Here is a 15,246-nt window from a genome sequence, read left to right on the forward strand (position 1 = left end):
ATGGCGATGCTGCAGGAGATCGTTTCCTGACGAGCGGTCACTCTGGGGCGATGCCAAGCATTGTGCCAGAGCCAATCAGGTGTGCGTGTTCATGCACCGCGCGCATCGCGCACGGCCTGAGCGACTTTCGTCGCCTGCGACACCCGTCCGATCTTCGCGCCTGCAACGATCTTTCGTCGGTGTTCGCTCGGCTTCGGCGCCATGCCTTCGCCCGCGTTGGCTCCGGCCGGTGGACGCGTCGTGAAGTTCGCGGCCCGGTGCAGCGCGAGGGCCTTTCGTGCTGCTTCGACATGCGCCGTCCGGGCCGCCAGATTGTGCTGGCGCCGGAGCTCCGTGTTGACCCGCTTCAGCGCCGCGGCGAACACCTGCTTCCGTTCCGATGCATGCTTGGCAGTTCCCGGAAAGCTCGTCCCGCGAGCTTCGCCCTTTCCGCGGCTCTCGCGCTGCTTGTGGCGACCAACCGTCCGCTCCCTGTCGCGCATCTTGCGCAAGCGCGGTCGCATCGCCTCGAGCTCAGCCACCTCAACGCCGTAGATGTCGGGGTGATGCGTCAGACGGATGGCCTCGTATTCCTCGTGGCTGAGAATGCTGCGCTCGAACTTGCAGGCAACCGACATCACCATTCCTCCGTTTGATTTTCTTGAATCTTGGGCAGAAGGACAGGTCCAGTTCCAGCGAGTGGCCCTTACTTTTCTGCGTCGTCGTCCTTGAGGCGAATCCCCTCAGTCCGCAAAGCCGTAAAGAGAGCCGCGATATCTTCGGGCTCCATATTGTTGGGGCACATCCCGTTGAGTTGTTCGGTCGTGATCGTGCCGCTGCTTTTGGCGACGTCTCGGGCCTTCGCCATGATCTTTTGAAGATCCATCTGCGATCCTCCGCGAAGCAGGTAGTCTAGCAGATGACGCGCGATTGTGGTGTCGGATATGGCGAGGGGCCCGGCGTGTTGCGCCGAGCCCCTCATACTCCAAAATATCAGCCGGCCTGTAAGCCGGGTTCTGTAGGGCACCATTCTCGCGAATGGTACGCGACGGCCATTCCTCTGGGACAAGGTTTGCACCTTGCCTCGAGCAACCTACCCGGACAGCGGGCCTGACATCGCCCTGCGGTGTTATCGCGCGTGCGCGAACTAACCGCGTTGCCGTCCCTATTCGGTTTTGCTCCCGGTGTGGTTTGCCATGCCGTCTCCGTTGCCGGAAACGCGGTGCGCTCTTACCGCACCTTTTCACCCTTACCTCGCCGAAGCGGGGCGGTTCGTTCTCTGTGGCACTTTCCCTGGGGTCGCCCCCGCCGGACGTTATCCGGCACCGCATGTCGATGGAGCCCGGACTTTCCTCTCCTGCGGCCTTTCGGCACCAGCGGGAGCGGCCGTCCGGCCGACTGACGCCCATGGCATGGGCGTTTCGGGCGGTCCCGTCAAGCGGACATTAGCCCCGCCAAGGCCGCCAAAATAATTTATCCTGAAGATGTCGTCCCGCCTGCCGCCCGTTCGACTGGGTGTCGGCGATCCAGCCGATCAAGAGGAGAGATGAGATGCAATATTTGCTGCTGATCTACCGGAGCGACGCGGAATATGGCCGCATGAATGCCGACGACCGCAAGGCGGTAACGGCGGAGTACGGAGCCTACACCCAGTCCATCATCCAGAGTGGGCACTTCAAGGCCGGCGACGGGCTGCAGCCGGTGTCGACGGCAACCACGGTGCGGGTCCGCGACGGCAAGACGCTGACGACCGACGGGCCGTTCGCGGAAACCCGTGAGCAGCTCGGCGGCTACTATCTGGTCGAGGCCAAGGATCTCGACACCGCGCTCGGTCTTGCGGCGCGGATCCCCGGCGCCAAGACCGGCTCGATCGAAGTCAGGCCGGTGATGATCTACGACAACCCGCAATGACGCCATTGTCGCATCATGAATGCAGCGGCCGCGTCATCTGGCGCGGCCGTTGAGTAACGATTGATGGCCATGACCCCTAGCCAGATCGAGAAAATCTTCCGCGACGAGGCGGGCCGGGCGCTCGCGACGCTGATCCGCCTCGTCGGCGATTTCGATCTGGCCGAGGATGCGCTTCAGGATGCTTTTGCGATCGCGTTGCAACGTTGGCCGATCGGTGAATTCCCCGCCAATCCGCGCGCCTGGCTGGTCAATGTCGGGCGCAACAAGGCGATCGACCGCGTCCGCCGCGCGGTTGCGTTTCGCGGCAAGCAGCAGGAACTGACGCATCAATTGCTCTTGGATGCGGAGGCGCCGTCCGAGCCCGCCGATGCGACGCTCGATGACGATATGCTGCGGCTGATCTTCACCTGCTGCCATCCGTCCTTTGCCGCCGAGGTGCAGGTCGCGCTGACCCTGCGCACGGTGTGTGGGCTGACGACGGCGCAGGTCGCGCGCGCCTTCCTGGTGAGCGAGGACACGATGGCGCAGCGCCTGTTGCGCGCCAAGCAGAAGATCAAGCTCGCCGGAATTCCCTATGAGGTGCCGGAGCGCGAGGCGCTGGAGCCGCGCCTCACCGGCGTGCTCGCGGTGATCTATCTCGTCTTCACCGAAGGCTATGCGGCGACCGCCGGCGAGGATTTGATGCGGCCCGATCTTGCGCGCGAGGCGATCCGGCTGGCGCGGCTGCTCGATGGGCTGATTCCGGCGCGCGGCGAGATCAAGGGCCTCTTGGCGCTGATGCTGCTGCACGACGCGCGCCGTGCCGGCCGCCAGACCGCCGGCGGCGACATCGTCCTGCTCGAGGAGCAGGACCGTTCGCTGTGGGATATCAGGCAGATCGCCGAAGGTGTGAGGCTGGTCGAGCAGGCGCTGCAGATGCCGGGCCGGCCGCAATCCTACGCCGTGCAGGCTGCGATCGCCGCGCTGCATGCGCGGGCGCCGAACTATGAGGATACCGACTGGCCGCAGATCGCCGGTCTCTATGAGGTGTTGCTTCGCATCAGCCCGTCGCCGGTGATCGAGCTCAATCACGCCGCTGCGGTCTCGATGGTCGACGGACCGGCCCGCGCGCTCGATCTGATCGACGCGCTGGATGCGCGCGGCACCCTGAAGGGATACGACCAGCTGCCCGCGGTGCGCGCCGACCTGCTGCGCCGCCTCGGCCGCAAGGACGAAGCACGACAGGCCTATCTCGTTGCAACCGCCGCGACGCAACTCGAGCCGCTGCGGCGGCTCTACGCGCGCAGGATCGCTGAGATGGGGTGAGCAACTCACCTCATCTCGTGCGCGGTTTGCGAGGGCACGCCTCTCCAATCAGCGATCGTCAGCGTGCCGTTCGGCATTGAACGTGCTCAGTACCCGGTCTTCGCCTTGGTGTCGCCGGTGGCGCCGCCGGTCGACTTGTCGGTCGTCGTCTTTCCAGTCGACATGCCGGTCGTGGTGCCAGGTGCCATCTTCTTCTGCGCATGATGGACTTTGTGGGTCTTGTGCATAGTCGACGTGGACTTGCCTTGGTTCGTCATAGCGGCTGCCGGAGCGGCGATCAGGCCAACGGCGACAGCTCCCGCGATCAGTGCTTTGAACATGGACGAATCTCCACTCAGACCGCCCCAGCTAAAAAAGGCGGCACGTGGTCAAAAGTTCCATTTGCGCACGCGCATTTGGCGGGAAAAAAACGGCGCTACTCGGCCTACGCCACAATCGCCGTCGCAGCGTCCGGCGGCAGGCTCTCGAGCAGCGCGTACAGCGTCGCCATGGTGGAGCGGTCGGCGATCCCGTCCACACGCTCGGGGCGGAAATGGCGCTGGAAGGCGGTGACGACTTCCATGGTCGGGCCGTCGAACTTGCCGTTGGTTGGGATGTTGTAGCCGTAGCGGCGGAACGCGGCCTGCATGTTGGAGACGGCATCGCTGATCGCACCGAGCTGCAGCGCGTCGCCGCGCACGATCGGCGCCGGCTGCACCCAGTGCCCGACGCCGGAATTGGCCAGCGAGTGCCACGGGAATTTCTCGCCGGGATCCTTCTTGCGCCCCGGCGCGACGTCGGAATGGCCGAGCACGCGATGCGAGACCACGTTGCGACGAAGCATGATGCCGCGGCACAGCGCGATGACGGCCGCGATCTGGCGCAACGGGAAGTCGGGATAGCCCCAATCGTGACCGCGATTGACGATCTCGACGCCGATCGAGCAGGAATTGATGTCCTCCTCGCCGGCCCAGGCGGAGACGCCGGCATGCCAGGCGCGCTTGCTCTCCGGCACGCATTGCACGATGCGGCCGTCCTCGAGCACGATGTAGTGCGCCGAGACCTCGGTGCCGGCGGTGCAGAGCTGGGCGATCGCGCCCTCGACATCGGGCATGCCGGTGTAATGCAGCACGATCATGTCAGGCTGCCGGTCGCCCGTGCGGTCGCCGAAATTCACCGACGGGATGACGTCGGAGGCGATCGAGGAATCCGGCGTAAACGTCTTCACGTCGGCCACGCCCTTCGGAACAGGAAGGACGCGCTGACGCTTCGGATCAGCGTTGCCGGACGAGGACGAACCAGAAGCCATACGAATCACTCAAACCCAAACCAGGAGTACGCATTTTGACATATGGATAAACAAAGAGGCGTTTACTATTCCTTTACCGTGCAGGGCCGCGCAATCGGCCTCTTGGGTTCCAGGGGCCCGCATTATGACCTGAGCGGGCGCCGAAGGCATCACTCGAATGCGGATCAAACCCGCGCGATTCCGCTAACCGATCATCAACGTTTTCTTAACGTTAAGTGCCGTTACTGAGAGGGTAAGTGCCGAACCGGTTTCGGGGGACGGCCCAAGGACGTTGAGCCCCGCTGTTTGCGCGAAATCCCATGGAAACCCTCCCAATTCCGGTCGGATATCAGGATTTGCGGCCGAGGACGGGAGTTGGCGCTGGCTTCACGCGGCGGCTTTTTTGCCGGAACGGTCGGGCAAGGCGCGAGGATTCGAGACGCAATGGATCGGCGCGCAACCAGCTTGCATGCCAGTTACGCGGCCCTTGCCGGGGACTGCGCATGAGCGAGCGTGCGCCGCGTCACATTTCGGTGCTGGGCCGCGAGGCGGTCGCCTATCTCGCTCCGCGCGCCGGCGGCATCTATGTCGACGCGACCTTCGGCGCCGGCGGCTATAGCCGCATGATTCTCGACGTCAATGATACGCGCGTGATCGGCATCGATCGCGACCGCACTGCGATAACAGGCGGTTTCGATCTGGTCGACGGCGCGGGCGGCCGGCTGACGCTGGTCGAGGATCGCTTCTCTGAACTCGCCGAGGTCTGCGCCGCGCAGGGCGTGGATGCGGTCGACGGCGTCGTGATGGATGTCGGCGTCTCCTCGATGCAGCTCGACCAGGCCGAGCGCGGATTCTCCTTCCGCCTGAGCGGTCCACTCGACATGCGGATGGCGCAGAGCGGCCCGACCGCGGCGGATGTGGTCGCGACTGCGACCGAAAAGCAGCTCGCCGACATCATCTACATCTTTGGCGAAGAGCGCCATTCGCGCGGCGTTGCGCGCGCCATCGTCGCCGCGCGCAAGGACGCGCCGATCACGACGACCGAAGCGCTTGCCGACATCGTCGCGAAAGTCGTGCGCGCCAAGCCGAACGAGATCCATCCGGCGACGCGGACGTTTCAGGCGCTGCGCATCTTCGTCAATGAAGAGCTCGACGAGCTGCATCGGGCGCTCGCGGCGGCCGAGCGGGTGCTGAAGCCCGGCGGCCGGCTCGCCGTGGTCTCGTTCCATTCGCTGGAAGACCGCATCGTCAAGAATTTCCTCAGCGAGCGCGGCAAGCTCGCGGCCGGGTCGCGGCATCTGCCCGAGGTCGCGCAGGCTGCGCCGAGCTTTCAGATCCTGACCAAGCGCCCGGTTGTGCCATCCGATGCGGAGATCGCGGCGAATCCGCGCGCGCGTTCCGCAAAACTGCGCGCGGCCGAACGCACCTCAGCGCCCGCGCATGCGGACGATGACTTGCCGTCCTGGCCGCGGCTGTCTGACCTGAAGCGGGGAGGGTGACGATGCGCCTTCTCCATCTCCTCGTCATCGGCATGCTGATCTTCGCGGCGTCCTATGTCTACCGCATCAAGATGGAATCGACCGCGCGCGTCGAACGCGTGCTGCAGCTCAATGCCGAGATCCGCGAGCAGCGCAATGCGATCGCCGCCTTGCGCGCCGAATGGGCCAAGCTCGATGCGCCGCTGCGGCTGCAGGGGCTTGCCGAACGCCATCTGCCGCTGAAGCCGCTCAACGCCAACCAATATGATTCCCTGAAGAACCTGCCGGAGCGGCCGCCGAGCTTCACGCGGCCCGGTTCGCGCGATCCGATCGGCGCGATGATCGACACCATCGAGGCCGCGGCCGCGCCTGACAGCACGACCGGATCGATCGACAAGCCGGCGACCGACCAGCCCGCCGCCGACCAGCCCGTGTCCGACGATTCCGGACAGGGCGGGGGAGACCAGCAATGACGGGACCAGCCATGACCAATCCGGCGCCCGCCAACAAACCGACAGCGAAATCCGCCGAGCCGCTGCGCCAGCGGCTGATCCGCTCGCTGCTGTACGGAAGCAATGTCGACCGTGCCGCCAAGGCGCGCGCGCGCGTCGGTCTTGCGATCCTCGCCTTCGCCGCGGTCTATTGCGTGCTGGCCGGACGGCTCGTGCTGTTCGCCGTCGGCGCCGACAGCCATGGCGCGCGGCGCACCGCCTCGCAGGACGCGATCGCAACCGCAAGGCCCGACATCACCGATCGCAACGGCGAAATCCTTGCGACCGACGTCAAGGCGCCGAGCCTGTTCGCTGAGCCGCGCCGCCTGATCGACAAGGACGAGGCGATCGAGCTCTTGACCGGGGCCTTGCCCGACCTCGACACCTCAGAGGTGCGCGACCGCCTGTCGTCGCGCAAGGGCTTCGTCTGGCTGAAGCGCGAGATCACGCCAAAGCAGCAGCAGGACATCCATCGCCTCGGCCTTCCCGGCGTCGGCTTCCTGCGCGAGAACAAGCGCGTCTATCCGACCGGCAACGAAGTCGCCCACCTGATCGGCCTCGTCAATATCGACAACCAGGGCATCGCCGGCATGGAGAAGTGGCTGGACAATAATGGTCTGGCCGATCTGCATCGCGCGGGCTTCGCCACGGACCGGCTGCAGAAGCCGGTGGAATTGTCGGTCGACCTGCGCGTCGAGCACGCGCTGCGTGACGAGCTGATCAAAGCGAAAGAGAAGTTCAAGGCCAAGGCCGCCTCGGGCCTGGTTTCCAACGTGCGCACCGGCGAGATCGTGGCGATGGTGTCGCTGCCGGATTTCGATCCGAACAATCCGAAGGAGGCGCACGATCCCGATCGCATCAACCGCCTGACCACCGGCGTCTACGAGATGGGGTCGACCTTCAAGGCGTTCACGCTGGCCATGGCGCTGGATAGCGGCAGGTTCGACCTCAACTCGATGTGGGATGCGCGCGGCCCGCTGCATTACGGCAAGTTTGCGATCCACGACGATCACAATCTGGGCCGCATGATCAACATGAAAGAGGTGTTCTATTATTCCTCCAACATTGGCGCCGGGCGCATTGCGCTGGCGATGGGCGTCGACGCGCACAAGGCCTTCCTGCGCAAGATGGGGCAGCTCGAGCGGCTGCGCACCGAACTGCCGGAGAGCGCCTCGCCGATCGTGCCGAAGAAGTGGGGCGAATTGAATACCGTCACGATCTCATTCGGTCACGGCATCGCGGTGGCGCCGCTGCAGGCGGTGATGGGCATCGACGCGCTGGTCAATGGCGGCTATTTGATCCCGCCGACCTTCCTGAAGCGCACCGAGCAGGAGGCGATGGCGTTGGCCAGGCGCGTCATCAAGCCCGAGACTTCGGACAAGATGCGCTATCTGATGCGGCTCAACGCCGAGGTCGGCACCGCGAAGAAGGCCGACGTCAAGGGCTACTATATCGGCGGCAAGACCGGCACCGCGGAGAAGGTTATCAACGGCCGCTACGCCAAGAAGCGCGTGCTCAACGCGTTCACCGCGATCCTGCCCGCCGACAATCCGAAATATCAGCTGCTGATCATGCTCGACGAGCCGCAGCCGCTGAAGGAGACCTATGGTTTCATCACCTCGGGCTGGAATGCGGTGCCGACCGGCGGCAATGTGATCGCCCGAATTGCGCCGCTTTTGGGCGTCGAACCGCGATTCGACCTGCCGCCGTCCGACCGCCTTATTCTTGCGGCATCCAGAACAACCCAGTAAGGCGTATAGTCACAGCATGATCCGGACCGGAACGGCCGCGTTAGCGAAAACTGCGAAGCGGCTTTCCGATCAGATCATGCTCAAATAGCGGCGCCAGAACGGCGCCGGCCAGACTGGAAGATCATGAGACTTCGCGACCTCTTCAGCGCCGATGCCACGATTGATCCAAGGATCGATCCAAGTGCCGACGCTGTCATGGTCGGAGGCCTTGCAGTCGACAGCCGCGCGGTAAAGCCGGGTGATCTGTTCTTCGCGCTGTCGGGCAGCAAGACCGATGGCGCGCGCTTCATCGATGCGGCGATCGCCGCAGGCGCGGTTGCGATTGCCGGCGACCATCCGCCGCAGGTGCCGCTTCGCGTTCCGTTTGTCGCAACGCCAAATCCGCGCCGCGCGCTGGCGCTCGCCGCCGCAAAGTTCTACCCGCGCCAGCCCGCGACGATCGCGGCGGTGACCGGAACCAGCGGCAAGACCTCGGTCGCCGCCTTCACGCGCCAGATCTGGCGGCGGCTCGGTCACTCCTCGGCGAGCATCGGCACCATCGGTCTCGTCTCCGACAAGCGCACCGTCTACGGCTCGCTGACGACGCCCGATCCGATCGCGCTGCATCGCCAGCTCGACGAGATCGCGCGCGACGGTGTCACGCATCTGGCGTTCGAGGCCTCCTCGCATGGCCTCGACCAGTATCGGCTCGACGGCGTCCGCATCGCGGCCGGCGGCTTCACCAATCTGTCGCGCGACCACATGGATTATCATCCCGACATCGCGCATTACCTGAACGCCAAGCTGCGGCTGTTCCGCGATCTCGTCGCCGATGGCGGCGCGGCGGTGATCTCGGCCGATCACGACTGTTCGGCCGAGGTGATCGAGGCGGCGCGCGCACGGGGCTTGCGCATCATCACGGTCAGTCGCAACGCCGACGCAGGCGGGGGCATCAGGCTTACGGACGCCGCCATCGAAGGTTTTGCGCAGAAGCTCGTGATCGAGCACCGCGGACGCAAATATGCGATCCGGCTGCCGCTGGTCGGCGAATTCCAGATCGAGAACGCGCTGGTCGCGGCCGGACTTGCGATCGGCACCGGCAGCGCCGCCGATGAGGTGTTCGCCAGCCTCGAACACCTCGAAGGCGCAAAAGGCCGGCTGGAATTTGTCGGCGAGCACAATGGCGCGCCGATCTTCGTCGATTATGCGCACAAGCCTGATGCGCTCGCCAAGGCGCTGCAGGCGCTGCGGCCCTATGCGAAGCGCAAGCTGGTCGTGATCTTCGGCGCCGGCGGCGATCGCGATGCCGGCAAGCGTCCGATCATGGGCGCGATCGCGGCCGAGAATGCCGATCAAATTATCGTCACCGACGACAATCCGCGCAGCGAGAACCCCGAGGCGATCCGCGCCGCGATCATGGCGACCGCAAAGGGCGCGCGCGAGATCGGCGACCGCGCCGAAGCGATCCGCGCCGGCATTGCCGGCCTCGAGCCGGGCGATGCGCTGGTCGTGGCCGGCAAGGGCCACGAGGTCGGGCAGATCGTCGGCGGCACGACGCTGCCGTTCAGCGATCATGAAGCGGTCGCGAATGCATTGGCCGGGGAGGGCGCATGAGCACGCTATTGTGGACCTCGGATGCGATGGCGACGGCGATGCGCGCCACGACGCAGGGCACGCTGCCGGACGGCGTCACAGGCCTCTCGATCGACAGCCGCACCATCGCGCCGGGCGAGGCGTATTTTGCGATCAAAGGCGACGTCCATGACGGCCATGCCTTCGTCGCGGCGGCGCTGAAGGCCGGCGCCGGACTTGCCGTGGTCGAGGCCGCGCAACGCGACAAGTTTCCCGCTGATGCGCCGCTGCTGGTGGTCGACGACGTGCTCGCCGGCCTCGTCGAGCTCGCGCATGCCTCGCGCGCGCGGCTCAATGCGCAGATCATCGCGGTGACCGGTTCGGTCGGCAAGACCTCGACCAAGGAGGCGCTGCGCCGCGTGCTGTCGGCGCAGGGCGAGACGCATGCCTCGGTGGCGTCGTTCAACAATCACTGGGGCGTGCCGCTGTCGCTGGCGCGCTGCCCGGCGAGCACGCGCTTTGCCGTGTTCGAGATCGGCATGAACCATGCCGGCGAGATCACGCCGCTGGTGAAGATGGTGCGGCCGCATGTTGCCGTCATCACCACGATCGAGCCGGTGCATTTGGAATTCTTCGCCGGCATCGAGGCGATCGCCGACGCCAAGGCGGAGATCTTCGCAGGCCTCGAGCCCGACGGCGCGGTCGTGCTCAACCGCGACAACGGGCAATTCGCGAGGCTGCAGAAGCAGGCGAAGAAGGCCGGCATCTCGCGTATCGTCTCGTTCGGCAGCGATAAGCGCGCCGAAGCGCGGCTGCTCGACCTCTCGCTGCATGCGACCTGCTCGGCGGTGCATGCCGATATTCTGGATCACGACATCACCTACAAGATCGGCATGCCTGGCCGGCACATGGCGATGAACTCGCTCGCGGTGCTGGCGGGGGCATCGCTGCTCGGCGCCGATATCGCGCGCGCGGCGCTGTCGCTGTCGCAGCTCGAGGCGCCGACAGGCCGCGGCTTCCGCCGCACGCTCGAGGTCGGCCATGGCGAGGCGACGCTGATCGACGAGAGCTACAACGCCAACCCGGCCTCGATGGGGGCCGCGCTCAACGTGCTCGGCCAGGCCCCGACCGGGGCGCATGGCCGGCGCATCGCCGTGCTCGGCGACATGCTCGAACTCGGGCCGACCGGGCCCGAGCTGCACCGCGGCCTCAACGAGGCCGTGACCGCCAACCGCATCGACCTCGTATATTGTTGTGGTCCGCTGATGCGGAATTTGTGGGATGCCCTTTCCACCGGCAAGCGGGGAGGCTATGCCGAGAGTTCGGCGGCGCTCGAGGCGCAGGCAGTCGGCGCGGTCCGTGCCGGTGACGTGATCATGGTGAAGGGCTCGCTGGGATCGAAGATGAAGCTCATTGTCAGCGCGCTGGAAAAGCGCTTCCCCGACAAGGCCGCGCACGAAGAAGCGGTATAGGACCCTTTGAATGTTCTACTGGTTGATCGAGCTGTCCAACACCGTTCCGGGGTTTGGGGCATTCCGTAGCGCCCTGAACGTGTTCCGCTACATCACCTTCCGCACCGGCGGTGCGATGGTGACCGGTGCGCTGTTCGTGTTCCTGTTCGGGCCGTGGATCATCGATCACTTGAGGCTGCGGCAGGGCAAGGGCCAGCCGATCCGCACCGACGGGCCGCAGTCGCATCTGATTTCCAAGAAGGGCACGCCCACGATGGGCGGGCTGATGATCCTGTCCGGGCTCGTGGTGTCGACGCTGCTCTGGGCCAACCCGCTCAACCCCTATGTCTGGATCGTGCTGGCGGTGACGCTCGGCTTCGGCTTCGTCGGCTTCTATGACGATTATTTGAAGGTCACAAAGCAGTCACACAGCGGCTTCGCCGGCAAGCTCCGCCTGCTGATCGAGGCGGTGATCGGACTCGCCGCCACCTACGCGCTGGTCCGGCTCGGGCGCGACGTGTCCTCGACCTCGCTCGTGATTCCATTCTTCAAGGACCTCGTGATCAACTTCGGCTGGTTCTTCGTGATCTTCGGTGCGTTCGTCATGGTCGGCGCCGGCAATGCGGTGAACCTGACCGACGGCCTCGACGGTCTTGCGATCGTGCCTGTCATGATCGCGGCGGCAAGCTTCGGCATGATCTCCTATCTCACCGGCAACGCGGTGTTCTCGGAATATCTGCAGATCAATTACGTCGCCGGCACCGGCGAACTGGCGGTGCTGTGCGGCGCGGTACTTGGCGCGGGCCTGGGCTTCCTCTGGTTCAACGCGCCGCCGGCCTCGATCTTCATGGGTGACACCGGCTCGCTCGCGCTCGGCGGCATGTTGGGGGCCACCGCGGTCGCGGTGAAGCACGAGATCGTGCTCGCGGTGATCGGCGGCTTGTTCGTGCTGGAGGCGGTCTCGGTGATCGTGCAGGTCACCTCGTTCAAACTCACGGGAAAACGCGTGTTCCGGATGGCGCCGCTGCACCATCATTTCGAGCAGAAGGGCTGGACCGAGCCGCAGATCGTGATCCGGTTCTGGATCATCTCGGTGATGCTGGCGCTGGCCGGCCTCTCCACCCTCAAGCTGCGCTGAGCGTCGTCATGATCCCGGTCACCTCCTTCGCAGGCAAGACGGTCGCGGTGTTCGGGCTCGGCGGCTCGGGTCTCGCGAGCTGCCACGCGCTGAAGGCCGGTGGCGCCGAGGTGATCGCGGCCGACGACAATGCCGATAACGTCGCCAGGGCGGCGCAGGCCGGCTTCACCACCGCCGATCTGCGCGCTGTGTCGTGGGCGAATTTCGCCGCGCTGATCCTGACCCCCGGCGCGCCGCTGACCCATCCGGCGCCGCACTGGAGCGTGCTGAAGGCGCGCGAGGCCGGCGTCGAGGTGATCGGCGACGTCGAATTGTTCTCCCGCGAGCGGCGGCGTCATGCGCCGAACGCGCCGTTCGTCGCCATCACCGGCACCAACGGCAAATCGACCACCACGGCGTTGATCGCGCATCTGATGAAGGTTGCCGGTTACGACACCCAGATGGGCGGCAACATCGGCACCGCGATCCTGTCGCTGGAGCCGCCGCGGATGGGCCGCGTCCATGTCATCGAGATGTCGTCCTACCAGATCGATCTCGCGCCGTCGCTCGATCCCTCGGTCGGCATCCTGATCAACATCAGCGAAGACCACATCGATCGCCACGGCACGCTGGAGCACTACGCCGCGGTGAAGGAGCGGCTGGTTGCCGGCGTGCAGCAGGGCGGCACCGCGATCACCGGCGTCGACGACATCTGGTGCCGCAACATCGCCGACCGGCTCGATCGCGCCGGCAAGCGCGTGGTGCGCATCTCGGTGAGGAACCCGCTGCCAGACGGCCTCTATGTCGAGCACGAGACCATCGTGCGTGCCTCGGGTGCGGCGCGCAGCGAGATCGCGCGTCTCGGCGGCATCGGCTCGCTGCGCGGCCTGCATAATGCGCAGAACGCCGCCTGCGCCTCGGCCTGCGCGCTCGCGATCGGCGTCGCCACCGACGTGCTGCAGAACGGCTTGCGCAGCTTCCCGGGTCTGGCGCATCGGATGGAGCAGGTCGGCCGTCGCGGCAACGTGCTGTTCGTCAACGACTCCAAGGGCACCAACGCGGATGCGGCCGCGCACGCGCTGTCGTCCTTCGCCGACATCTACTGGATCGCCGGCGGCAAGCCGAAGGCCGGCGGCATCACCAGTTTGACCGAATACTTTCCGCGCATCCGTAAGGCCTATCTGATCGGCGAGGCGGCGGCCGAATTCTCCGGCACGCTCGGTGACCGCGTGGCGCACGAGATGTCCGGCACACTCGACGTCGCGATATCAAGCGCCGCGCGCGATGCCGAGGCGTCGGGACTGAGTGAGGCCGTCGTGCTGCTGTCGCCGGCCTGCGCCTCGTTCGACCAGTACCGCAATTTCGAAATCCGCGGCACTGCCTTCCGCGACATTGTCCAGGCGCTGCCCGGCGTCAAGCCGGTGGTGTGACGACCGCCAACTCCTGGGATGGGTTTTGCTGCACTCGACCCCATCCGCAGCCAGAGCCGTGCCGCATTCTCAGCGTCGTCCCTGCGAAAGCAGGGACCCATAACCACGATCGGTTGTTGGTGGGCGGTGCTAGGACGACGAGTCCCTTCAACAATATCCGCCGCGGAGTATGGGTCCCTGCTTTCGCAGGGACGACAGCTGCGCGTGGGATCCGCGAGCCTGCCCGCACCTCCCTCAAAAGTTACCCATCCCGTTAACCCCTTGGAAACCATCCTGCGCCACGAATGGACGTTATCTCTGCCATCTGGGGACGCCCATGCTCGCCCGTGACCAACGCACCCCGTTCTCGGACTGGTGGTGGACCGTCGACAAGTTGCTGCTTGTCGCGATCGCCGCGTTGATGCTGGCCGGCGTGATCCTGTCGCTGGCGGCGAGCCCGCCGGTCGCGACCCGGATCGGGCTCGATCCGTTCCACTTCTTCAACCGCCACGTCATGTTCCTGGTGCCGTCGCTGGTCGTGCTGATCGGGGTGTCGTTCATGACGCCGCGGCAGATCCGGCGCACCGCGCTGATCGTGTTCGCGGTGTCGATCGCGCTGATCGTGCTCACGCTCCTGCTCGGGCCCGAGGTCAAGGGCTCGCGGCGCTGGATCACGCTGCTCGGCGTCAACATCCAGGCCTCTGAAGCCGCCAAGCCCTCCTTCGTGATCGTGGCGGCCTGGCTGTTTGCGGAATCGACCAAGCGGCCGGAGATGCCGGCGACCTCGATGGCGCTGGTACTCTTGATGATGCTGGTTACGCTCCTGGTGATGGAGCCCGACTTCGGTCAGACCATGCTGATCCTCACCGTGTGGGGCGCATTGTTCTTCATCGCGGGCATGCGGATGATCTGGGTGTTCGGGCTCGCCGGCGCCGCCGGCGCGGGCCTGTTCGGCGCCTATCTGCTGGTGCCGCACGTCGCCGGCCGCATCAAGCGCTTCATGAATCCCGCTTCCGGCGACACCTTCCAGGTCGACACCGCGATGGAGGCATTCTGGAACGGCGGCTGGTTCGGGCTCGGTCCGGGCGAGGGCATCGCCAAGCGCAGCCTGCCGGACAGCCACACCGACTTCGTGTTTGCGGTGGCGGCGGAGGAATTCGGCATCATCCTCTGTTTGATGCTGGTCGCGCTGTTCGGCTTCATCGTGATCCGCACGCTGACGCGCGCCTATGCCACCGAGGACATGTTCTCGCGCTTTGCGGCATCGGGGCTTGCGATCCTGTTCGGTGTGCAGGCGACGATCAACATGGCGGTCAATCTGCAACTGATCCCGGCCAAGGGCATGACGCTGCCGTTCATCTCCTATGGCGGTTCCTCGTTCGTCTCGCTCGCCTATGGCGTCGGCATGATGCTGGCGCTGACGCGGCAGCGGCCGCGGACCGAGATCGAATCGATGGAGGGCGCCAGCGCGCAGCGCGCCTACGCGTAGGTGACCCTTGTTGTCATTGCGAGGAGCGAAGCGACGACTTGTCCGCC

14 protein-coding genes and 1 other RNA gene are annotated in these 15,246 nt (G+C 65.6%); 10 read left to right on the forward strand and 5 right to left on the reverse strand.

Annotated features, from left to right (window positions below; all coding sequences use genetic code 11):
• Positions 1 to 89: 89 nt before the first annotated feature.
• The 3 genes from QMZ05_RS05670 to rnpB all read right to left on the reverse strand — a co-directional run bounded on the left by QMZ05_RS05670 (position 90) and on the right by rnpB (position 1,381).
• Entirely contained in the window at positions 90 to 617 is a 528-nt protein-coding gene (locus tag QMZ05_RS05670; protein ID WP_353699950.1) for a hypothetical protein, read from the reverse strand.
• Between the two features lie 68 nt (positions 618 to 685).
• Positions 686 to 865, reverse strand: a complete 180-nt coding sequence (locus QMZ05_RS05675; protein WP_353699887.1) for a hypothetical protein — start codon at positions 863 to 865, stop codon at positions 686 to 688.
• A 103-nt stretch (positions 866 to 968) separates the two neighbouring features.
• Positions 969 to 1,381: RNase P RNA component class A (gene rnpB, locus QMZ05_RS05680), an RNA gene on the reverse strand.
• A 149-nt stretch (positions 1,382 to 1,530) separates the two neighbouring features.
• Between rnpB and QMZ05_RS05685 the strand changes: the two genes are divergently transcribed.
• Entirely contained in the window at positions 1,531 to 1,890 is a 360-nt protein-coding gene (locus QMZ05_RS05685) for a YciI family protein (RefSeq protein ID WP_353699888.1), read from the forward strand.
• 69 nt (positions 1,891 to 1,959) lie between these two features.
• On the forward strand, positions 1,960 to 3,195 hold the full coding sequence (locus tag QMZ05_RS05690; RefSeq protein WP_353699951.1) for an RNA polymerase sigma factor: 1,236 nt from the start codon (positions 1,960 to 1,962) through the stop codon (positions 3,193 to 3,195).
• Positions 3,196 to 3,281: 86 nt separating this feature from the next.
• Here the strand turns inward: QMZ05_RS05690 and QMZ05_RS05695 are convergent, their stop codons facing one another.
• Together QMZ05_RS05695 and QMZ05_RS05700 are read right to left on the reverse strand one after the other, a co-directional pair.
• Positions 3,282 to 3,515: a hypothetical protein gene (locus QMZ05_RS05695; protein ID WP_353699889.1), complete on the reverse strand. Its 234-nt coding sequence runs from the start codon at positions 3,513 to 3,515 to the stop codon at positions 3,282 to 3,284.
• Between the two features lie 104 nt (positions 3,516 to 3,619).
• Entirely contained in the window at positions 3,620 to 4,483 is an 864-nt protein-coding gene (locus tag QMZ05_RS05700) for an N-acetylmuramoyl-L-alanine amidase (protein WP_353699890.1), read from the reverse strand.
• Positions 4,484 to 4,965: 482 nt separating this feature from the next.
• Between QMZ05_RS05700 and rsmH the strand changes: the two genes are divergently transcribed.
• The 8 genes from rsmH (at position 4,966) to ftsW (ending at position 15,199) form a co-directional block, all read left to right on the forward strand.
• Positions 4,966 to 5,961 (forward strand): 16S rRNA (cytosine(1402)-N(4))-methyltransferase RsmH, encoded by a 996-nt coding sequence (gene rsmH, locus QMZ05_RS05705; RefSeq protein ID WP_353699891.1) that lies wholly within the window; start codon positions 4,966 to 4,968, stop codon positions 5,959 to 5,961.
• Between the two features lie 2 nt (positions 5,962 to 5,963).
• Positions 5,964 to 6,413: a hypothetical protein gene (locus QMZ05_RS05710; protein ID WP_353699892.1), complete on the forward strand. Its 450-nt coding sequence runs from the start codon at positions 5,964 to 5,966 to the stop codon at positions 6,411 to 6,413.
• Between the two features lie 11 nt (positions 6,414 to 6,424).
• A complete protein-coding gene (locus QMZ05_RS05715; RefSeq protein ID WP_353699952.1) occupies positions 6,425 to 8,182 on the forward strand; it encodes a penicillin-binding protein 2 in 1,758 nt (585 codons plus the stop codon).
• 123 nt (positions 8,183 to 8,305) lie between these two features.
• Positions 8,306 to 9,775, forward strand: coding sequence for a UDP-N-acetylmuramoyl-L-alanyl-D-glutamate--2,6-diaminopimelate ligase (locus QMZ05_RS05720; RefSeq protein WP_353699893.1), 1,470 nt, complete (start codon positions 8,306 to 8,308; stop codon positions 9,773 to 9,775).
• Positions 9,772 to 11,205, forward strand: coding sequence for a UDP-N-acetylmuramoylalanyl-D-glutamyl-2,6-diaminopimelate--D-alanyl-D-alanine ligase (locus tag QMZ05_RS05725; RefSeq protein ID WP_353699894.1), 1,434 nt, complete (start codon positions 9,772 to 9,774; stop codon positions 11,203 to 11,205). The genes QMZ05_RS05720 and QMZ05_RS05725 overlap by 4 nt, the downstream gene beginning before the upstream one ends.
• 10 nt (positions 11,206 to 11,215) lie before the next feature.
• The gene (gene mraY, locus QMZ05_RS05730; protein ID WP_021077241.1) at positions 11,216 to 12,322 is read left to right on the forward strand and encodes a phospho-N-acetylmuramoyl-pentapeptide-transferase; all 1,107 of its coding nucleotides are present in this window, start codon (positions 11,216 to 11,218) and stop codon (positions 12,320 to 12,322) included.
• Positions 12,323 to 12,330: 8 nt separating this feature from the next.
• Entirely contained in the window at positions 12,331 to 13,731 is a 1,401-nt protein-coding gene (gene murD / locus QMZ05_RS05735; protein WP_353699895.1) for a UDP-N-acetylmuramoyl-L-alanine--D-glutamate ligase, read from the forward strand.
• A 316-nt stretch (positions 13,732 to 14,047) separates the two neighbouring features.
• The gene (gene ftsW, locus QMZ05_RS05740; RefSeq protein WP_353699896.1) at positions 14,048 to 15,199 is read left to right on the forward strand and encodes a putative lipid II flippase FtsW; all 1,152 of its coding nucleotides are present in this window, start codon (positions 14,048 to 14,050) and stop codon (positions 15,197 to 15,199) included.
• The last annotated feature ends 47 nt before the right edge of the window (positions 15,200 to 15,246 follow it).

Origin of the sequence: Bradyrhizobium sp. INPA03-11B (assembly GCF_040446015.1) — a bacterium.
Taxonomy (GTDB): Bacteria; Pseudomonadota; Alphaproteobacteria; order Rhizobiales; family Xanthobacteraceae; genus Bradyrhizobium; species Bradyrhizobium macuxiense_A.